Genomic DNA, 20,357 nt, shown 5'->3' with positions numbered 1-20,357 from the left:
CGCCACAGGTCGGCAAGATCGGCTTCGTGGGTGAAGACCCGATGCAAATTCCATCAACCTCATTTGATGTACTGTGGATGCCATGGCGTCTTTGGGCCAAGCCGTCCCTCCGTTCGTGCACCTGGCCGCTCACCCGGTGCGCTGGCGGTTGCTGGCCACACTCGCCCACAGCGATTACCGAGTACGTGAACTCGTGACACTCGTCGGCGAGCCGCAGAACCTGATCTCGTACCACCTGCGGCTCCTACGCAACGCCGGGCTGCTCACAGCGACCCGCAGCACCTTCGACGGCCGCGACACCTACTACCACCTGAATCTGGATCGCTGCGCGCAAGCCCTCTCCGACACGGGTGCTGCCCTGCACCCGAGGCTGCGCGCAGAACCGGCGCCACCACAGCTCGCCACTGGCCTCTCACGCCGTCCGTCGGTGCTGTTTCTCTGCACCGGCAACAGCGCCCGGTCACCGATGGCCGAAGCCATGCTGAACCACCGTGCCGCCGGTTCCGTCGAGGTCATCAGCGCCGGCAGTCATCCGAAATCCCGCCTGCACCCCAATGCGATACGCGTACTGCGCGACGACTTCGGCACCAACATCGCTGACCAGCAACCGCGACATATGAACACGGTGATCAAGCATCGGTTCGACCACGTGATCAGCCTGTGCGACAAGGTCCGGGAGATCTGCCCCGAGTTCCCGGAACGCCCGCGCCGAGTGCACTGGAGCATCTCCGACCCGGCCACCGCCGGAGACACGGACCAGGCCGGCTACCCCGCCTTCAAGCGCACAGCGGCCGACATCGACACCCGCATCCGTTACCTGCTGCCAGTCCTCACCCAGACACAGGAGGCCAAGCCGTGACGACCACCAGCGAATTCGCCGGCGTCCGCTACATCGTTGACGACGTCCAAGCGGCCATCGACTTCTATACGACGCATCTCGGCTTCACCCTGCGCACCAGCGCCGCACCAGCCTTCGCCGACGTCACGCGCGGGCCCTTGCGACTACTGCTCTCCGGCGCAGCCAGCTCCGGCGCCCGCGCCACCCCCGACGACTCCGCCACCGCCGGCCGTAACCGAATTCACCTGATCGTCGACAACCTCGACAACACCATCGCCCAGCTGCGCGCCGCCGGATTGACCTTCCGCAGCGACGTCGTCTCCGGCCCTGGCGGGCGCCAAGTCCTCATCGCCGACCCTGCCGGAAACCTCGTCGAACTGTTCCAGCCCGCCGATTCCTCGATCACAACCGCACAGACCAGGCCCTGACGCTCCACCATCGACCAAGTCACGATGGAGGGGGCGCGCAGCACCGACCGGCGCAGGGGGTGCTTCACCATGAGTCTGTCCGGGCGAGCAAACGTGTGCTGCTGCCAAGCCCGGCATCGGGATCGGTGTTCCGGCCACCGCGCCCCTGCCGATCTCGCGAGTCAGCCTTCGGAGGGACGCGGGGCGCGCAGGTGTGCCCGTTCCTTCAGCTCCTCCTCGTCGACCAACCTGAGCATCGGCTGACCCGGAGCGCACACCATGGTCACCACGAACTTGGTCGATGCGTCCGACAGGGCGTTGCCGTCCTGGTAGTGGATCACGTCACCGCCCGGTTCCCAGAACGTCCCACCGGCCTCGACCACACGCTCCGGCTCACCCTCGAGCTCGAACCGGAGAGCGCCCTCCATCACGTAGCCGAAGGACGGGCCCGAGTGGCGATGTGGAGGGAGCCCGGGGTGACCGGGAGGCCACTCGACGAGAATTGTCATCCCCGAACCACCTTCGGGAAAGAAGGGCGGTGTGACCTCCTGCAGCAACTTGACTTCGGGCGGCAAGGAGACCTCGTGGGCGGTCCCGTGCTCTGAGTTCTTCTCCGACATGTACCACACCTCCGTAGCCCTGCTCGGAATGGGCGATCTCGCGTCGGCCACCACATCCCGGACCCGTGTACCGACCCGCTCGTTCGGTGACCAAGTTCGCCAGTTTCCGGTCCACACAACTTGCTTCGCGATGAGGACAAGCCACGGGCCACATCGGTGAGGGGCCGTGCGCCTTACTCCTCGCCCAATCGCTCTCAAGACCACCCTGCCTCCCGTCGGCGGCCGTCACAATCCGAGAGTCAACGTTCGAGAACGCCTCACACCATGTCATCGACGGGCAGCTAAGCCAGGCAACGTCCGCCCTGCTCACGGCTGCGACTGCCGACAGCACGCCCGCCGATGGCTGGGCACGCATGACCCTCGCCGATGGTCACGCAAGCGTGTCTGTGGGGAGCTCGTCTGCATGTTCGCCTGTCACCAGGTAGACCACACGCTGGTCCACCGAAACCGCATGGTCGGCGAACCGCTCGTTGGCCGCTTGAGCCTGAGTCCATTGTCGATTCTGTGCACCCCACCTGACATGCATCGGCTACCGGTCACGCCCACGCGCAGCGGCGGATCCCGCGGCTGGCTCAGCCTGATGAGTCACGTCGGTCTGCCAAGCTCCGCATAGTTCGTGCGGTCCCTCGCTGGTGATCGCGACTGGACGTCGGCCATCGCGTCACCGGGCGGAATAACTTGTAGACCGGGATTGACCCAGGCCATCACGATGCCGCTGTTCTTCGGCTCCAACGCGCTCTACCCGGTCGCCGTCATGCCCGGCTGGCTCCAGGGCGTCAGCATGGTCAACCCGCTGAGCTACCAGGTCGACGCCCTGCGAGGACTGCTGCTCGGCACGCACGCCCACCTAGCCCTGGACTACGGCGTCCTGGTCGTGGCCGCGGCGCTCGGCATCCTGTCCGCCTCGTCCCTGCTCGGCCGGCTGGCCCGCTGAGCGGGTCCGCACCGCGTACCCGGCGCACGCCACGGCGCCGGGTCACGGCAGCGGCTGCTCGGCCCAGATCACCTTCCCGTCGGGCGTGTAGCGGGTGCCCCAGCGTTCGGCGAGCTGCGCGACCAGGAACAGGCCGCGTCCGCCCTCGTCCATGGACGCCGCGTAGCGCAGATGGGGTGAGGTGCTGCTCCCGTCGGAGACCTCGCAGATCAACGTGCGGTCGAGCAGCACACGGACCCGGATCGGGCCGTCGCTGTAGCGGATCGCGTTGGTGACCAGCTCGCTCAGGACTAGCTCGGTGGTGAACTCCATCTCCTGCAGCCCCCACTCCGCCAGTCGGCGGGTCACCGAGGCGCGCACCTCGCCGACGGCCGCCGGGTCGGAGGGGACCTGCCAGTCGGCGATCCGGTCCTCGCCCAGGGCGTGGGTACGGGCGACGATCAGCGCGATGTCGTCGCTCGGCCGGGCGGGCAGCAGCGCGTGGAGCACGGCGCGGCAGGTCTCCTCGGGCGAGCGGTCCGCGCCGGCCAGGGAGGTGCGCAGCAGTTCCAGGCCCTCGTCGATGTCCCGTTCCCGGTCCTCGACGAGGCCGTCCGTGTAGAGGACCAGCCGGCTGCCCTCCTCCAGGTCGAGCTCGGCCGTCTCGAACGGCAGGCCGCCGAGGCCGAGCGGCGGACCTGCCGGCACGTCCGGGAACTCCACACTGCCGTCCGGGCGCACCACCGCGGGCGGCGGGTGCCCGGCCCGCGCCACCGTGCACCGCCGGGACGTCGGGTCGTAGATGGCGTACAGGCAGGTGGCGCCGGTGACGGCGGACCTGCCCTCCTCGGACAGTTCGTCCTGGTCGATCCGGCCGACCAGCTCGTCCAGGAGGCCGAGGAGCTCGTCCGGCGGCAGATCCAGGGCGGAGAAGTTGTGGACCGCGGTCCGCAGGCGCCCCATCGTCGCCGCGGCCAGCAGCCCATGGCCGACCACGTCCCCCACCACGACGGCGACCCGGGCGCCGGGCAGCGGCAGCACGTCGAACCAGTCCCCGCCCACCCCGGCCTGGGCGGGGAGGTAGCGGTAGGCGATGTCGAGCGCGTTCTGCTCGGGCAGGTTGCGCGGCAGCAGGCTGCGCTGGAGCGTCACCGCCATCGTGTGCTCGCGGGTGTAGCGGCGCGCATTGTCGATGGAGACCGCCGCCCGCGCGACCAGTTCCTCGGCGAGGGCCAGGTCCTCCGAGTCGAAGGGCTCGGGCTTCTCCGAGCGCCAGAAGTTGACCACGCCCATCATCAGCGGGCCCACGCGCAGGGGTACGGCGATCAGCGAGTGGATTCCGTAGTCCACGACCCGCGCGGTGCGCTGGAGGTCCTGTGCGAGCCACCCGGGGGCGTCGCCGAGGGCGGGTTCGATGACCGCCTGCCCGGTGCGCAGGCTGTGGGCCTGGGGGGAGGAGGCCACGAAGCCGATGTGGTGGCCCACCGGATACAGCGGTGCGTCCCCGCGGATCCCGCCCGACGCCGTGCGGCGCAGACCGTTGACGGGGTCCGGCTCCTGCCCGCTCAGGACGGCTTCGGCGAGGTCCACGGTCACGAAGTCGGCGAAGCGCGGGACGGCCACCTCGGCGAGCTCTTCGGCGGTCCGCCGCACGTCCAGGCTCGTGCCGATGCCCACTCCGGCGTCGTACAGCAGCTTCAGGCGCTCGCGTGCCACCTCCGCCCGTCCGGACAGCGCGCGCAGCTCCGTAGAGTCGCGCAGGGTCGCGACGCTGCCCGGCGGGCCGCCCTGGAGGTCCGTGGGCCGCTGGTTGACGGCGAGCAGCCGGTCGCCGACCAGGTGCACCTCGTCGGTGACGACCTGGCCCGAGGCCAGCAGGTCCGCGGTGTCCGCGTCGAGGCCCAGGTCGAGCACGTGCCGGCCCTCGGCGTCCTCGGGCAGGTCGAGCAGCCGGTTGGCCTCGTCGTTGGCGAGCACGAGCCGTCCCTCGCCGCTGACGATGATCACTCCCTCCCGGACGGCGTGCAGCACCGCGTCGTGGTGCTCGTACATCCGGGTCATCTCGTACGGGCCCAGGCCGCGCGTCTGGCGCAGCAGCCGCCGGCTCACGAGCGCGGTACCCGCGGTCGCCAGGGCGAGTGCGACGCCCGCGGAGGCCAGGACGAGCGGCAGCTGCCGCTCGGCCACGCCGCCCACGTTCGCCGTGGTGATGCCGGCCGACACCAGGCCCACGACCTTGCCCCCCGGGTCCTCGACGGGCACCGTCGCCTGCACCAGCGGACCGATGGTGCCGTTGACCTCCTCGACGACCGATCTGCCGGCCACCGCGGGCGCGATCGTGCCGACGAACTTCTTGCCGATCCGGTCGGGCTTGGGATGGGTGTAGCGGATGCCGTCGGTGTTCATCACGACGATGAAGTCGACGTTCGAGGCCTTGCGGGCCGCCTCCGCGCTCGGCTGGAGGATGGCGGTGGGGTCGGGAGAGCTCAGCGCCGCCCGGGTGCCCGGAGCGTTGGCGAACGTCTCGGCCACCGCGAGGGAGCGGTTGCGGGCCTCCTGGGTGCTGTCGTGCCGCACCTGAAGCACCAGGGCCACCACTGCGGACACCACCAGCAGCAGCACGATCACGACCTGAAGGACGAACACCTGTCCGGCGACACTGCGCACACTGAGTGCCGACCGGGGCCCGGCGGACGCGCCGCGACGGTGCTTGCCCTCGTTCGACCCACGCTGAGGGAGCGGTGTGGTGGTGCGGCGGGTCGACTGAGCCCGGGTTCGACCCAATAGTCCGACCATGTGCTATGTCTACACTGCCCGGCGCCCGGAGGCGAGAGGCGTCACACTACGTGAGGGGTGGCGGATGCCGGTCCGCGCAACGGGCCCGGCCCTCCGTCGCGGGGGCGGAACTGCTGTTGCCGCCGGGGCGGGGCTGCCTTCACGAGGATCTGGCCGCATGATGGAGAAGGAAGTTTTTGCCCGCATTTGTGGCTTGAGCGCGGGAGGTCGTCATGAAGAACCCGGACCGTTTCCGGCTGTCCTTCACCCATCCGGGATCGGGCGGTGCCAGCGTCGTGACCGACGAGGTGGTCGTCGAGCGGACCGAGAGTCTCGGGCCGGGTGGCCACCCGGTGTACAGCGATCCCACAGGCATACTCCGTGCCGAGATCACCCCGGCGGGTGAGGTGCGCATGCTGGCGAGCGGCGCCTATCAGTCGCCGCGCAACCCGTCCGCCGAACCGATTCCCTGAATCTGCCGGAGGCTTCGGGGTGCCGAGGAGCCGGCGTCCCGAAGCTTTCGCACGTAACGAATCCCGGGGCGACCGCTCAACTCGACGTCGCCGACGGACACGAATCCCGTACGGGCGAGGACGGATCGTGAACCGGCGTTGTCGACGGTGGTCCTGGCCCGCAGTTCGCGCAGACCGTACTCCGCGACGGCCAGGGAGCAGACCGCGTGCACCGCGGCCGTCGCCAGGCCCCGCCCGGCCGCGCGTTCGGCGATGCGGTATCCCAGTTCGGCCGAACCGTCCGCCACGTCGACCAGGTTGACCCGCCCCAGGACCTCGCCGCCGTCGCCCACGACCAGGTGGTAGATGTCCAGGCCCGCCGCTTGCGTGGCGAGCAACTCGGCGTGGCGTGCGTCGAAGCGGGCGAAGTAGTCGTCGCCGCGGTCGGGGATCGACGCGGCGAAATACGCCCTGTTCTCCCGCTCGAACTCCAGGAGAGCCGGGGCGTGTTCGGGGCGGAGGCGTTCGAGTTCGGGCATCCGGTCATGCTAGGCAGCGGCGGACCCACCGGGCGACCGGATTTGTGCCGGCCGGCTCCACGCGGCGGGAACCTGTCGATTCCGCCGGTGCGCGTTCGTTCAGAGGGTGAGACGCCGGCGCCGTGCCGGTGGCGGACGAGGGCTGTGGTGAGGATGCGCGAGGTACGGACGCTGCTCGACGGGCGAGGACTTCTCGAATCGCCGCGCTGGCACGGCGACCGGCTGTACTTCTCCGACTGGACGGCGGGGGAGGTGGTCTGCGTCGACCTGGCCGGGCATGCCGAGGTGTTCGCCCGTGTGGCGTCGCTGCCGCTGTGCACCGCCTGGCATCCCGACGGCCGGATGGTGCTCGTCTCCTCGCCGGAGGGGCGGCTGCTGCGCCGCGAGGCCGACGGCTCGCTGACCACGTACGCGGAACTGGGCAGGTCCGGCTGGAACGACATCGTGATCGACGGGCGCGGCACCGCCTACGTGAACCGTGCGGACTTCGCCCCGATGGCGGGGGAGGACTTCAGGCCGGGCTGGGTCTCGGCGGTCGCCCCGGACGGCTCGGTGCGCAGGGTCGCCGACGACGTCGCGTTCCCCAACGGGATGGCGGTGACGTCCGACGACGCCACGCTCGTCGTCGCGGACTCGTACCGGCACTGCCTGCTGGCCTTCGACATCGCCCCGGACGGCGGCTTGTCCGGACGGCGCGTCTGGGCCGACCTGGGCGACGGCACCCCGGACGGCATCTGCGTCGACGCGCAGCGGGCGGTCTGGTACGCCGATGTGCCGAACCGCTGCTGCGTGCGCGTCGCGGAGGGAGGCAAGGTGCTGGATCGCGTCGACCTCGATCGCGGCGGCTTCGCCTGCGCGCTGGGCGGACCGGACGGCACGACCCTGTTCGTCGTGGCCGCGGAATGGCGGGGGATGACGGAGTCCGAGATGGTCACGCCCGGAAGCGGCCAGGTGCTGGCCGTCGAGGTCGAGGTGCCGGGGGCGGGCCGGCCGTGACCCTTGCGGGGTACGGCGGGGGAGCGGCGCGCTTCCAGGCGGCTTCCCGCGCCCCGGACCGCCGCGTGCCTACGGGAGCCGCGCCAGGGATGCGCCGGGCAGCGAGGGGCTGCGCGCCGACACGCTGTCGTCCCCCGCGGATCAGCCACCCTGCCCGGCAGGGGGACGGACGTCCACGACGACCGCGGTCCCGGCCGCGACCCGGGTCTCGTACATCGTGATCTCCTGACCCGGCTCGACGTGCAGCCAGCCTGACGGCACCAGCGGCACGAGCCGGACCCGGCCCTGTCCGCCCGGTTCCAGGAGGGCGGTGCGCTCCACCCACATCCCGGCGATGCGGACCGCCGGCTCACCATCGGCGGTCCGCTCTCCGAGGTCCCACATCGGGCGGAGTACGCCCGCGCCGGGGACGGGCCCGGTGCGTGGCCCCTCCGCGGCCGGACGCAGCGTCAGATCGGCCAGCACCACGCCGTTGCGGAGCTCGGAGCACCGCCAGTGGCACCAGGCGGCGCTCCGCTCCAGCCGCAGCCCGTCGGCGGCAGCGGCGAGCGATTCCCAGAACGGCACAGGAAGCGGCCCGGTGCCCGTCAGCTCCTCCAGCAGACCGACGGCGAGCTCCCAATCGTCGGCCGCGAGGTACTCCCACACGTCGCTCATCGTGACGTCGTTCCCGGACGCCCGGTCCTCGGGCACCAACAGCGCGGCGGATTCGAGCAGTTCGAGGACGTCCATGTGCCGATTGTCGGCCATCGCGCGGGTGTCCTGCCCCGGCGGGCGGTGGCGGAGAGAGGGTCCCTGAGGGGTGGGGCGTAGGGATAACCCTCGATCGCCCCTCGATCGACCGCAAGGCCATGTCATGCATCGGTCAACAGTGCAATCCTTCCCCCACCTGTCGCGCAGGCCTCACCCGGCCTGCCCACGGTCGCGTTCCCGCACGCCCCAGCTCAGCTCGTCCGGACAGCACAACCCCGTCTGCCCGGTCTGTCAGCGGCCGCCCCTACGCGGCCGAAGCAGTAGGAGTACGAGTGAGACGTATCCCCCGTCAGGCGACCGCGGCCGGAGCCCTGGTGGCCACCGCCGCTTTCCTGGCCGTCGGCATACAGACGGTCCCGGCAGCCGCCAAGCCCGCCCCCCACACCAGCCCCCTGCGCACCGGGGGACTGGAGGCCGCACTCACCCCGGCCCAGCACACCGCGCTGTTGAAGAACGCAACGCAGCGGACCGCGGCGACCGCCGACTCCCTCGGCCTCGGCGCCAAGGAGAAACTGGTCGTCAAGGACGTCGTCAAGGACAAGGACGGCACCCTCCACACCCGCTACGAACGCACCTACGCCGGCCTTCCGGTGCTGGGCGGCGACCTGGTCGTCCACACCCCGCCCGCCTCCCTGGCCTCCGGCACGGTGAGCACCACCTTCAACAACAAGCGCGCCATCAAGGTCGCCTCCACCACGGCGAAGGTCACCAAGTCGGCCGCCGCGGGCAAGGCGCTGAAGGCCGCAAAGGCCCTCGACGCGCACAAGCCCGCCGCGGACAGCGCCCGCAAGGTGATCTGGGCCGGTACCGGCACCCCGCGGCTCGCCTGGGAGACCGTCGTCAGCGGCCTCCAGGACGACGGGACACCGAGCAAACTGCACGTCGTCACCGACGCCACCACCGGCAAGGAGCTGCACCGCTACGAGGGCGTCCAGACCGGCACCGGCAACACGCAGTACAGCGGCACGGTGACCCTGAACACCACGCTGTCCGGGTCGACGTACCAGCTGACCGACGGCACACGCGGCGGGCACAAGACGTACAGCCTCAACAACGGCACGTCCGGCACCGGCACGCTGATGACCGACGCCGACGACACCTGGGGCACCGGGTCCGGCTCCAACACCCAGACCGCCGGAGCCGACGCCGCCTATGGCGCCCAGATGACCTGGGACTTCTACAAGAACACCTTCGGCCGCAGCGGCATCAAGAACGACGGGGTCGCGGCCTACTCGCGCGTCCACTACAGCACGGCGTACGTGAACGCCTTCTGGGACGACGACTGCTTCTGCATGACCTACGGCGACGGATCGGGCGGCACCCACGCCCTCACCTCGCTCGACGTGGCCGGCCACGAGATGAGCCACGGCGTCACCTCCAACACCGCGGGCCTGGAGTACTCCGGTGAGTCCGGCGGCCTGAACGAGGCGACCTCCGACATCTTCGGCACCGGCGTGGAGTTCTACTCCAACAACAGCAGCGACGTCGGTGACTACCTCATCGGCGAGAAGATCGACATCAACGGCGACGGCACCCCGCTGCGCTACATGGACAAGCCCAGCAAGGACGGCGGCTCCGCCGACAGCTGGTACTCCGGTGTCGGCAACCTCGACGTGCACTACTCCTCGGGCCCGGCGAACCACATGTTCTACCTGCTCTCCGAGGGCAGTGGCACCAAGGTCATCAACGGCGTCACCTACAACTCGCCGACGTCCGACGGTGTCGCCGTCACGGGCATCGGCCGGGCCGCGGCGCTGCAGATCTGGTACAAGGCGCTGACGACGTACATGACGTCCAGCACCAACTACGCGGGCGCCCGCACCGCTGCGCTCAACGCCGCCGCCGCGCTGTACGGCACCAACTCCACGCAGTACGCCGGCGTGGGCAACGCCTTCGCGGGCATCAACGTCGGCAGCCACATCACACCGCCGTCCTCGGGCGTGACGGTCACCAACCCGGGCAGCCAGTCCTCCACCGTCGGAACCGCGGTGAGCCTGCAGATCTCGGCCAGCAGCACCAACAGCGGCGCACTGTCGTACGCCGCGTCCGGCCTGCCCACGGGGCTGTCCATCAACAGCTCCACCGGCGTGATCTCCGGCACCCCCACCACGGCCGGCACGTCCAGCACGACCGTCACGGTGACCGACAGCACGGGCGCCACCGGCACCGCGTCCTTCACCTGGACCGTCAGCTCCTCCGGCGGTGGCACCTGCACCTCGACGCAGCTGCTCGGCAACCCCGGCTTCGAGTCCGGCAACACCACCTGGACCGCGACCAGCGGCGTCATCACCAACTCCAGCAGCCAGGCGGCGCACGGCGGTTCCTACAAGGCCTGGTTGGACGGCTACGGCACCACCAACACCGACACGCTGTCCCAGTCGGTGACCATCCCGAGCGGCTGCAAGGCCACGCTCACCTTCTACCTGCACATCGACTCCGCGGAGACCACGACCAGCACCCAGTACGACAAGCTGACGGTCACTGCCGGGTCGAAGACGCTGGCGACCTACTCCAACCTCAACAAGGCCTCGGGGTACAGCCTGAAGACCTTCGACCTGTCCTCGCTCGCCGGCTCCACCGTCACGCTGAAGTTCAGCGGCGTCGAGGACTCCTCCCTGCAGACCAGCTTCGTCGTCGACGACACCGCCCTGACGACCAGCTGACCGGCACCGCCTGAACCACCGCGCATCCGCCGCGGCGTGGGTCCTCCGTGCGGACGGCCCACGCCGCGGCTCTGCGTTGTCGGCCCGGGAGCGCCGGCTGCCGAGCCGTCACCCGCGAGCCCTGAGGCTCACTCGAAGCGGGAGGGGTCCCCCGCACCCAGGCGGACGATCTCCGGCCCCCCGCCGGAGAAGTCGATGACGGTCGTCGGTTCGGTGCCGCAGTCCCCGGAGTCGATGACCGCGTCCACCACGTGGTCGAGCTCCTCCTTGATCTCCCAGCCCTGGGTGAGGGGCTTCTCCTCGTCCGGCAGGAGCAGGGTGCTCGACAGCAGCGGCTCGCCGAGCTCGGCGAGAATCTCCTGGGCGACGACATGGTCGGGAATCCTGACCCCGACCGTCCGCTTCTTCGGGTGCAGCATCCGGCGCGGCGCCTCCTTCGTCGCCGGGAGGATGAAGGTGTAACTGCCCGGCGTCGCCGCCTTGATGGTGCGGAACGTGGTGTTGTCGAGGCGTACGAAGTGGCCCAGTTGCGCGAAGTCCTGGCACATCAGGGTGAAGTGGTGACGCTCGTCGAGCCGGCGGATCGAGCGGATGCGGTCGATCCCCTCCCGGTTGCCCAGCTGGCACCCGAGCGCGAAGCAGGAGTCCGTCGGGTAGGCGATGAGCCCTCCGGAACGGACGATCTCGGCCACTTGGCCGATGATGCGCCGTTGCGGGTTCTCCGGGTGCACGTCGAAGTACTTGGCCATACACCGAGCTTAGATCCGCCGCCGAGCCGCCAGGACGACCGGCGCACGGCCCGGACGCACCGGCCGCGCACAGCCCGGGACATTTCACCGCTCACGGCTCTATGAACCTCGAGGTCCTGTGGCTACCCTCCGCGCATGATTTCCACGGTGGTGTGGGGTACCGGAAATGTCGGCCGCGCGGCCATCCGCGCCGTCGAGGCGCACCCGGCTCTGAAACTCGCGGCGGTGCTCGTCCACAACCCCGGCAAGGTCGGCCGCGACGCGGGCGAACTCGCCGGACTCGACCACGGTCTGGGGGTCGCGGCGACCGATGACGTCGACGCCGTCCTGGCCGGCTCACCGGGGGCCGTGGTGTACGCGGCGACCGGCGACATCCGTCCCGACGAAGCCCTCGCCGACATCGGCAGGGCGATCCGCGCCGGCGCGGTGGTCGTCACCCCGGCTCTCTATCCGCTCTACGACCAGCGCAACGCCCCGCCGGAGTTCAGGGACCCGATGCTCGCCGCCGTCGCCGAGGGCGGCGGCTCCCTCTTCGTCTCCGGTGTCGATCCCGGGTGGGGCAACGACGTCCTGCCCCTGCTGATCAGCGGACTCGGCACCACGGTGGACGCCGTCCGCTGCCAGGAGATCTTCGACTACTCGACGTACGACCAGGAGGATTCCGTCCGTCAGCTCATCGGCATGGGGCACCCGATGGACTACGAGCCGCTGATGCTCGCGCCGTCCGTTCCCACCATGGTGTGGGGCGGGCAGATCCGGCTGATGGCCCGGGCGCTCGGCGTCGAACTCGACGAGATCCGGGAGACCACGGACCGGCGGGCGCTCACCGACACCGTGCGCACCCGGACGATGGGCGAGTTCGAGGCGGGCACCCAGGGTGCGGTGCGGTTCGAGGTGCAGGGGATCGTCGGGGGAGAACCGAGGATCGTCATCGAGCACGTGACCCGCATCCATCCGTCCTGCGCACCGGACTGGCCGATGCCGCCCGACGGCGACGGCGCCCATCGCGTGATCATCGAAGGCCGGCCGCGCATCCAGGTGACCGTCGAGTCCACCGACGAGGGCGAGAACCGCTCCGCCGGCGGCAATGCCACCGCCGTCGGACGGCTGGTGGGCGCCATCGACTGGCTGGTGGACGCGGACCCCGGACTCTACGACGCGCTCGACGTCCCGCTGCGTCCCGCAGTCGGCCGACTCGGAAGGAAGTGACCACGACCATGCACATCGACATTCCCGAGGGCCAGGAACCGATCGGCTACGTGTGGGGCGAGATGGTCCCCGGCATCGGTATGGCCGCCGCGAACTTCTCGCTGTCGGTGTACGAGCACACGACCCTGGGGCTGCGTGAGTTCGAGGCGGCGCGGCTGCGCATCGCACAGATCAACGGGTGTCTGTTCTGTCTCGACTGGCGCACCGAGCGGGACGGGCAGAAGGTCGAGGAGGAGTTCGCCGACGCGGTGACCCAGTGGCGTACCACCGACGCCTTCGACGACCGCACCCGGCTGGCCGCGGAGTACGCCGAGCGGTACGCACTGGATCACCACGGTCTGGACGACGAGTTCTGGACCCGGATGACCGCGCATTACAGCCAGCACGAGATCGTGGAGCTGAGCATGAGCATCGGCTCCTGGCTGGCGTTCGGCCGGCTCAACCATGTGCTGGGCCTGGACGCCGTGTGCGTGCTGCCCACCCACTGACGGGTCCGGGCCGCTCGGTCGGCCCGGTCACCGCTACAGGTCGGTGGCGATGATCTTCTCGATGTTGCGTTCGGCGAGCGCCGTGATGGTGACGAACGGGTTGACGCTGGTGTTGCCCGGGATGAGCGCGCCGTCGATGACGTACAGGCCCGGATGGCCGTGCAGACGGCCGTAGTTGTCGGTGGCCTTGTCGAGGACCGCGCCGCCCAGCGGGTGGTACGTGAGGTGGTCGCCCCAGATCTTGTACGTGCCGAAGAGATCGGTGCGGTAGATCGTCCCCTCCTTCGCGTTGATCTTGTCGAAGATCGACTTGGCCATGTCGATGGACGGCTGCTTCCAGGCGGTCTGCCAGTTCAGGCCGACGGTGCCCGTGCCGGCGTTCCACGAGAACTCGGCGCGGTTCGGGTTCTTGGTGATGGACAGGTAGAACGACGCGAAGGTCTCGATGCCGGTGGGCAGTGGTGCGACCTCGGCGAACGCGCCCCCTGCGGTCCAGTTGTCGATGCCGCCGCACGGAATGCTGGCCTGGAGCGCACCGGTCGGGTCCCAGAGGTGGTTGGCGCGACCGCACATGACGTTGCCGTTGTCGCCCCAGCCCTTGCCGATCTGGTCGTTCAGGCCGGGCAGTGCGCCGGTGGCCTTCAGCTTGACCAGCAGCTTGCTCGTGCCGACGCTGCCGGCGGCGAAGAACACCCGGTCCGCGGTCACGGTCTTGGTGGCGGTGGTGTCCCCGGTGGTGTTGATCTGGTCGATGAGGACCGTGTAGCCGCCGCCGGACGCCGGGGAGACCGAGGTGACCTTGTGCAGCGGTGAGACCGTGACCCGCCCGGTGGCAGCGGCCTGGGCGAGGTAGGTCTTCTGCAGCGACTTCTTGCCGTAGTTGTTGCCGTACAGGATCTCGCCGGCCAGGGCCGACTTGGGGACGGTTCCGGCGGCCTCCTGTTCCATGTAGTCCCAGTCGTACACGTCGGGTACGAAGACGAACGGGAAGCCGGAGCGTTGGGCCTGCTTACGGCCGACCCGCGCGTACTGGTAGCAGTCCGCGCTGTCGAACCACGCCGGGTCGACGGTGCCCACGCCGAGACCGGCGTTGGCGCGCGGGTAGTACGTCGCGTACATCTCGTCGGCGTTCACCGACGGGAGCACGGCGCCGAAGTTCTCCCGCTTGGGGGTGACGGCCATACCGCCGTTGACGAGCGAGCCGCCGCCGACGCCGCGGCCCTGGTAGACGATGATCCCGCCCATCTCCTCGGCGTCCAGGATCCCGGTGTAGCGGGGCACGTTCTTGTCGATCGGGAAGCCGAGGAAATTGCTGATGGGCTGCTTCGTCCTGGTCCGCAGCCAGAAGGACCGGTAGTCCGGGCTGGTCGTGTTGGCGAAGATCTTGCCGTCCGAGCCCGGGGTGTCCCAGGCCATGCCCATCTCGACCATCTGTACGTCGACACCGGCCTGGGCGAGGCGCAGTGCCGTGACGGATCCGCCGTATCCGGTGCCGATCACCAGGACGGGGACGTGGGCTCCTGAGGGGATCGGACCGGCGGCGGTGAGCGACCTCCGTGGCGCCGCGGCGGCATGTCCCGCGAGCGTCATCGCTCCAAGAATAGAACCAGTTCCAGTAATGAATCTTCGCCGCGAAACACCCCTGGATTCGTTGTTGTACTGGACAGTGTCACCCATGTGACGCTCCTCACTCTAGATGAGTGAGAACACGTTCTACTGTCACTTGCTTGTCAAGTCACTACATACCGGTTGGTAACTTGTGTCCGATCTTGGGGCATAAGGGGGCCGGTGTCCGTACCCCTTGACTTCACAAGACCCTCGCGCGACATTCCTGACTCCGCATCAGAAACCGTGACGGCAGGCGCCCCGCTGCCTCCCGGAGCACCCGCACGCCCCCACGTTCCCTCGCCCTGCTGGAGTGCCCTGCCATGTCGCCGAGCGCGGAACCCGCCAGACGTACCACCACCCCCTCCCCGGCGCCCGGGCCCTCACGGCGCCGTGTGCTCGGCGCCGCGACGGGTGCCGGGCTCGCGCTCGCGGCGGGCCTGCCGGGCACCGCCGCGGCGGCCGACCTCCCCGCGCTCGGCACCTTCGACGTCGTGGTGATCGGCTCCGGGGCGGCGGGCATGACCGCCGCGCTGACCGCCGCCCGGCAGGGGCTCAGCTGTGTGGTCGTGGAGAAGGCCGCCACCTTCGGCGGCTCGGCGGCACGGTCCGGAGCGGGCATCTGGATCCCGAACAATCCGGTCGTCCTGGCCGCCGGAGTCCCGGACACCCCCGAGAAGGCCGCCGCCTACCTCGCGGCCGTGGTGGGCCCCGAGGTGTCCGCCGAGCGCCGGCAGGCCTTCCTGGACCACGGACCCGCCATGATCTCCTTCGTCATGGCGAACAGTCCGCTCCGCTTCCGCTGGATGGAGGGCTACAGCGACTACTACCCGGAACTCCCCGGTGGACTGCCCCGCGGCCGGTCGATGGAGCCGGACCAGCTCGACGGCACCGTCCTGGGCGCCGAACTCGCGCACCTGAACCCGCCGTACATGCCGGTCCCGGCCGGCATGGTCGTCTTCAGCGCGGACTACAAGTGGCTCACCCTCGCCGCCGTGAGCGCGAAGGGCGCTGCGGTGGCCGCCGCATGCCTGGCCCGCGGCACCAAGGCGGCCCTCCTCGGCCAGAAACCCCTGACGATGGGCCAGTCGCTGGCGGCCGGCCTGCGCGCCGGTCTGCTCTCCGCCCAGGTCCCGGTGTGGCTGAACAGCCCGCTCACCGACCTGTACACGGAGGACGGCGCCGTCACCGGCGCGGTGGTCACCCGGAACGGAACTCCGGGCCTGGTCCGCGCCCGGCACGGGGTGATCGTCGGCTCCGGCGGCTTCGAGCACAACGCGGCCATGCGCGCCCGGTACCAGCGACAGCCCATCGGCACCGAGTGGACGGTCGGCGCCAAGGAGAACACCGGCGACGGAATCCGGGCGGGGGAGCGGGCCGGCGCGGCGCTCGACCTGATGGACGACGCCTGGTGGGGGCCGGCGATCCCGCTGCCCGACCAGCCCTACTTCTGCCTCGCCGAGCGCACCCTCCCCGGCGGCCTGCTGGTCGACGCGGCCGGTGCCCGCTTCGTGAACGAGGCCGCCCCCTACAGCGACGTCGTGCACACCATGTACGAACGGAACGCGACCGCGCCCGACATCCCGGCCTGGCTGATCGTCGACCAGAACTACCGCAACCGGTACCTGTTCAAGGACGTCGCGCCGACCTTCGCGTTCCCCGACGCCTGGTACACGTCGGGCGCCGCGTACAAGGCCTGGACGCTCGACGCCCTCGCCGCGGCCATACACGTGCCCGCGGCGGCCCTGCGCGCCACGGTCAGCCGCTTCAACGGCCTCGCCCTGAGCGGGCGGGACCCCGATTTCCACCGCGGCGACAGTGTCTACGACCACTACTACACGGACCCGGCGATCCTCCCCGACTCCTGTCTGGCCCCCCTCTGGCTCGCCCCCTTCCACGCCTTCCGGATCGTCCCCGGCGACCTGGGCACCAAGGGCGGCCTGCTTACGGACGCCCGGGCGCGCGTGCTGCGCCCGGACGGCTCGGTGATCCGCGGCCTCTACGCGGCGGGGAACGCCAGCGCGGCGGTCATGGGGCACAGCTACGCGGGCGCGGGCTCGACGATCGGCCCCGCGATGACCTTCGGCTACATCGCGGCCCTGGACATCGCGTCGGCCACCGCGCCCTGACCCGACGTACTAGTCGATACGGTTCGTCTCCTCCTCGCCCGGCGTCAGGAGCAGCATGGTGACGTCGTCGCGGATCGAGGGACAGAACCGGGTGAGGTCTTGCCAGACGCTGTCGACGAGTGAGGCGGGCGACTCCTCGGCGAGCGCGGTCAGCCGTTCGGCCAGGGGGTAGAAGGTCCCGTTCCTGTCCCGGCTCTCGGACACGCCGTCGGACGCCAGAAAAAGCCGGTCACCCGGCTCCAGACGGAGGGTGCGGGTCTTCGGCGGAGCGATGTCGAACAGCTCCGCCCCGAGCGGGGCCCCCGCTTCGAGATCGAGCTCGAACGCCTTCGTGCCGCGCAGCAGCAGGGGGTTCGGATGCCCGCAGGACACCAGCCGGACCGCGCCGGTCCCCGGCGGGAAGTCCAGGAGCAGAGCGGTGGCGAACATCTCGGCGGGATGGTCGCCCGCCGCGTCCACCACCAGTCTGCGTTCGAGGCGCGCCGCGGTGGCCTTGAGGTCCCGCTGGTCGAGCACGGTCTCCCGGAACGCCCCGAGTAGCGAGGCGACGGTGCCCACGGCCGACAGCCCGTGCCCCTGCACGTCGCCCATCAGGGCCCGCACACCGAAGGGCCCCGCCCGCACGTCGAAGAAGTCGCCGCCGACCAGCGTCTCGCTCTGCGCCGCCCGGTACAGACCCGAGCAGCGCACTGTCCCGACCCGCTCGGCCAGTGGCGGCAGAACGGCGAGCTGGGCGGCTTCCGCGACGCTCCGCACCGTGACCAGCTGCGCGTCCCGGCGAGTGCGCACCAGGGACACGAACACACTGAGTACGGCGATGAAGGTGATGGTCAGCAGATCGGTGTTGCCCGGTCGGTTCAGCCCCAGGGCGGGGACGTTCAGCAGCAGCACGACGGCGACTCCGAAGAGGGCCGTGGCCAGGGGGCCGTAGGAGAGCACGGCCATCGTCGGGATGACGCCGAGCAGAAAGCCGATGTCGAGCGGGTGGTCGATCCCGAGCTCGACCGCGCAGATCGCCACCAGCAGACCCGGCGGCAGCGCCCGCACCAAGCGCGGAGGCGGCGAGCCGCGCAGCCAGCCCTGCTTCCCGCCGTCCCGCCGCCCCGACCCGGCCCTCCCGGCCATAGCGCTCCTCCTCACCCACCACGCTCCACCATTCGGCCGGGGCGCGCATTCCGGTCGGTCGGCAAACGGGTGGACGGGGCCATGGGCGCCGGGCTCGCCCGGACGAGCCCGCGCAGGTGCGTCGTGTGCGGGAACGGCTGCGGTCCGTGACGACACGCGGCAGGGCGCCGCGCGGCGTCGGCTCGCCGCGGGTGGCGCCGGGAGCGCCCACCGCGGCGAGCCGCTGCGGCGTCAGCCGTCGATGCGGTGCGTGCTCCAGAAGGAGGTCAGGTCCGTGCTGGTGGCCGCCTGGGCGGCTGCCTTGAACTCGGCCGTGGTCGATACGCCGTACCAGTGCGCGGTGGCGTAGTCCTTCAGCAGCTTGGTCATGGCCGTGTCGCCGATGAGGCGCCGCAGATCGTGCAGGGCGCACTTCCCGTACCCGTAGACGACGGTGGAGTAGCGGGACGAGTGGGTGTCCCAGTACGCCATCGAGTTGGTGATCTTCTCCGCCGAGGAGGCCCAGGAGACGCTGTTCCAGCAGTTGGTGCCGGTCTTGTTCAGGGCCAGATCGGTGGCGTAGTCGGTGAACGCCTCGTCGAGCCAGGGACTGGTGTACTCGTCGTCGCCGACGATCCCGTACCACCACTGGTGGCCGATCTCATGGGTCAGCGCCGTGGTGCTGACCAGGTCGAGGACGAAGCCCGGATACTCCATGCCGCCGAACCAGTAGTTGTTGTCGATCACCGCGTCCAGCTCGCCGTAGGGGTAGGCGCCGAATCGCGAGGCGTGGGCGTCCACCGCGGACTTCGCCGTGGTGAGCATCGACTGCGCGTCGGCGGAGCTGATGGCCGAGACGGAGTACACGTTGATGCGGGTGCCGGCGGTGGAGGTGCCGGAGATCTTGCTGAAGGGGCCCGCCGCCCAGGCGAAGTCACGCACCTTGGAGGCGGTGGCCGTGGTGACCGTGCGTCCACTGGAGCCCGGGGTGTCGACCGAGGTGCCGGTCGCCGGGACCAGCAGGGTGCTCGGGTGGTCGAGGGTCACCTTGAAGTCGGCGGCCAGGGAGTAGAACGACTCGCCGTTGTTCGTGTACGGGTCAAGGTGCCAGCCGGCCCCGTCCTTGACGGCGAGGACGGGCAGGGCGTTGCCGATGAAGCTGAACGCGCCGTCGTGGCCGAACCGGTCGGCACCACTGGGGACGGTGATGCCCAGGTCGAAGCCGATCGTGGCGCTCTGGCCCTGCGTCAGCGGGGCGGGCAGGTCTATCTCCAGGGCGGTGCAGCCGACCGACAGGGCACCCGCGGTGCCGCCGGTGACGTTGCTGACCTTGATCGGCATGGCCGAGCAGGTGCCGTGGTAGTTGTCCCACAGCCTCAGGTAGACCTCGCTCAGCGGGGTGGACGAGGCGTTGGTGAAGGTGGCGCTCTCGTGGCCCGACCAGACCGTGCCGCTCGTGTCGCTGCTCAGACTGACGGTGTACGAGGGGGCGGCAGGGGTGCGGGTGGAGTCGGCGGGCGGGGTCGTACCGCCCGAGGTGTCGAGCGCGACGTCGTCGACGACGAAGCTGGACTGGAGGCTGGAGTCCTCGGTGCCGGTGAAGGCGAGGGTCACGGTCTGGCCGGCGAACGCCGACACGTCGAACGACTTCTGCGCGTAACCGGTGTTCTTGTCGAGGTTCGAGTAGGTCGCCAGGGTGGTGCTGCCGATCTTCGCCGTCAACTTGTCGTACGCGATGGACGACGTCGTCTCGGCGGTGTCGATGTGCAGCCAGAAGGTGAGGGTGGCGCTGCTGCAGCCGGACGGGACGGTGACGCTCTGCGAGAGCGTGTCCGTGTGGGTGCTGCCCACGCCTCCGAGCCACGCGAAGCTGGTGCCGCCGTGGGCGGTCTGGCCGGCGCGGTTGGTGATCACCCTGGTCGACGACTGGCTCCAGGGCGAAGTGCCGCTCTCGAAACCGCCGTTGGCGACCACCTGCGTCGGGGTGCAGGCGGCGGCCACGGGGGCTGCGGGCGGCGCGGCGGCCGCCGGTGTGCCGGGGAGCGACAGGGCGGCCAGCGCCGTGACGGCGAGTGCGCTCGCGGCGATGGCCTTGCGGGGGGTTGGTCTCACGCGAA

General features: G+C 70.2%; 16 protein-coding genes and 2 pseudogenes. 9 read left to right on the top strand and 9 right to left on the bottom strand.

Annotated elements, in window-relative coordinates; translation table 11 throughout:
* Positions 1-82 precede the first annotated feature (82 nt).
* Both BKI49_RS00390 and BKI49_RS00385 read left to right on the top strand, forming a co-directional pair.
* Positions 83-859 carry an arsenate reductase/protein-tyrosine-phosphatase family protein gene (locus BKI49_RS00390; RefSeq protein ID WP_095932111.1) on the top strand — a complete coding sequence of 259 codons (777 nt, stop codon included), beginning with the start codon at positions 83-85 and terminating at the stop codon, positions 857-859.
* Entirely contained in the window at positions 856-1,266 is a 411-nt protein-coding gene (locus BKI49_RS00385; RefSeq protein WP_095932110.1) for a VOC family protein, read from the top strand. Before BKI49_RS00390 ends, BKI49_RS00385 begins: the two co-directional genes overlap by 4 nt.
* A 161-nt stretch (positions 1,267-1,427) precedes the next feature.
* Here the strand turns inward: BKI49_RS00385 and BKI49_RS00380 are convergent, their stop codons facing one another.
* Both BKI49_RS00380 and BKI49_RS00375 read right to left on the bottom strand, forming a co-directional pair.
* Positions 1,428-1,865, bottom strand: a complete 438-nt coding sequence (locus tag BKI49_RS00380) for a cupin domain-containing protein (protein WP_095932372.1) — start codon at positions 1,863-1,865, stop codon at positions 1,428-1,430.
* A gap of 370 nt (positions 1,866-2,235) precedes the next feature.
* A pseudogene (locus BKI49_RS00375) lies at positions 2,236-2,334 on the bottom strand (phosphate signaling complex protein PhoU); the annotation flags it as partial.
* 219 nt (positions 2,335-2,553) lie between these two features.
* On the opposite strand from BKI49_RS00375, the pseudogene BKI49_RS00370 reads away from it, so the two are divergent.
* Positions 2,554-2,799, top strand: a pseudogene (locus BKI49_RS00370) (ABC transporter permease); the annotation flags it as partial.
* A 42-nt stretch (positions 2,800-2,841) separates the two neighbouring features.
* Here BKI49_RS00370 and BKI49_RS00365 read toward each other — a convergent pair.
* On the bottom strand, positions 2,842-5,574 hold the full coding sequence (locus tag BKI49_RS00365) for a SpoIIE family protein phosphatase (protein ID WP_095932109.1): 2,733 nt from the start codon (positions 5,572-5,574) through the stop codon (positions 2,842-2,844).
* A gap of 212 nt (positions 5,575-5,786) precedes the next feature.
* On the opposite strand from BKI49_RS00365, the gene BKI49_RS00360 reads away from it, so the two are divergent.
* Complete coding sequence (locus BKI49_RS00360) at positions 5,787-6,026, top strand: DUF6296 family protein (RefSeq protein WP_179332278.1); 240 nt, start codon at positions 5,787-5,789, stop codon at positions 6,024-6,026.
* Here the strand turns inward: BKI49_RS00360 and BKI49_RS00355 are convergent.
* Positions 5,987-6,544 carry a GNAT family N-acetyltransferase gene (locus BKI49_RS00355; RefSeq protein WP_095932108.1) on the bottom strand — a complete coding sequence of 186 codons (558 nt, stop codon included), beginning with the start codon at positions 6,542-6,544 and terminating at the stop codon, positions 5,987-5,989. The two genes, BKI49_RS00360 and BKI49_RS00355, sit on opposite strands and share 40 nt — an antisense overlap.
* A 153-nt stretch (positions 6,545-6,697) precedes the next feature.
* Here BKI49_RS00355 and BKI49_RS00350 point away from each other — a divergent pair, with 153 nt between their 5' ends.
* On the top strand, positions 6,698-7,540 hold the full coding sequence (locus BKI49_RS00350; RefSeq protein WP_095932107.1) for an SMP-30/gluconolactonase/LRE family protein: 843 nt from the start codon (positions 6,698-6,700) through the stop codon (positions 7,538-7,540).
* 141 nt (positions 7,541-7,681) lie between these two features.
* On the opposite strand, the gene BKI49_RS00345 is transcribed toward BKI49_RS00350, so the two are convergent.
* A complete protein-coding gene (locus BKI49_RS00345; RefSeq protein ID WP_257004555.1) occupies positions 7,682-8,290 on the bottom strand; it encodes a hypothetical protein in 609 nt (202 codons plus the stop codon).
* A gap of 275 nt (positions 8,291-8,565) precedes the next feature.
* On the opposite strand from BKI49_RS00345, the gene BKI49_RS00340 reads away from it, so the two are divergent.
* Positions 8,566-10,956 (top strand): M4 family metallopeptidase, encoded by a 2,391-nt coding sequence (locus BKI49_RS00340; protein ID WP_179332277.1) that lies wholly within the window; start codon positions 8,566-8,568, stop codon positions 10,954-10,956.
* A 128-nt stretch (positions 10,957-11,084) separates the two neighbouring features.
* On the opposite strand, the gene BKI49_RS00335 is transcribed toward BKI49_RS00340, so the two are convergent.
* Positions 11,085-11,705 (bottom strand): L-threonylcarbamoyladenylate synthase, encoded by a 621-nt coding sequence (locus tag BKI49_RS00335; protein ID WP_095932105.1) that lies wholly within the window; start codon positions 11,703-11,705, stop codon positions 11,085-11,087.
* Positions 11,706-11,840: 135 nt separating this feature from the next.
* Between BKI49_RS00335 and BKI49_RS00330 the strand changes: the two genes are divergently transcribed.
* A complete protein-coding gene (locus BKI49_RS00330) occupies positions 11,841-12,914 on the top strand; it encodes an NAD(P)H-dependent amine dehydrogenase family protein (protein WP_095932104.1) in 1,074 nt (357 codons plus the stop codon).
* 8 nt (positions 12,915-12,922) lie between these two features.
* Entirely contained in the window at positions 12,923-13,402 is a 480-nt protein-coding gene (locus tag BKI49_RS00325; protein ID WP_095932369.1) for a carboxymuconolactone decarboxylase family protein, read from the top strand.
* A gap of 33 nt (positions 13,403-13,435) precedes the next feature.
* Here the strand turns inward: BKI49_RS00325 and BKI49_RS00320 are convergent, their stop codons facing one another.
* Positions 13,436-15,079: a GMC oxidoreductase gene (locus tag BKI49_RS00320; RefSeq protein WP_095932103.1), complete on the bottom strand. Its 1,644-nt coding sequence runs from the start codon at positions 15,077-15,079 to the stop codon at positions 13,436-13,438.
* Between the two features lie 251 nt (positions 15,080-15,330).
* Here BKI49_RS00320 and kstD point away from each other — a divergent pair, with 251 nt between their 5' ends.
* Entirely contained in the window at positions 15,331-17,136 is a 1,806-nt protein-coding gene (kstD, locus tag BKI49_RS00315; RefSeq protein WP_095932102.1) for a 3-oxosteroid 1-dehydrogenase, read from the top strand.
* A 9-nt stretch (positions 17,137-17,145) separates the two neighbouring features.
* Here kstD and BKI49_RS00310 read toward each other — a convergent pair whose 3' ends face one another.
* Entirely contained in the window at positions 17,146-18,261 is a 1,116-nt protein-coding gene (locus BKI49_RS00310; RefSeq protein WP_095932101.1) for a PP2C family protein-serine/threonine phosphatase, read from the bottom strand.
* Between the two features lie 231 nt (positions 18,262-18,492).
* The gene (locus BKI49_RS00305; RefSeq protein WP_095932100.1) at positions 18,493-20,352 is read right to left on the bottom strand and encodes a M1 family aminopeptidase; all 1,860 of its coding nucleotides are present in this window, start codon (positions 20,350-20,352) and stop codon (positions 18,493-18,495) included.
* Positions 20,353-20,357: the final 5 nt, after the last annotated feature.

The sequence above is a fragment of the Streptomyces sp. Tue6028 genome (genome assembly GCF_002300165.1).
GTDB classification, from domain to species: domain Bacteria; phylum Actinomycetota; class Actinomycetes; order Streptomycetales; family Streptomycetaceae; genus Streptomyces; species Streptomyces siamensis.
The sequence above is the reverse complement of the archived record's forward strand: the minus strand, read 5'-3'. Positions and strand labels throughout refer to the sequence as shown.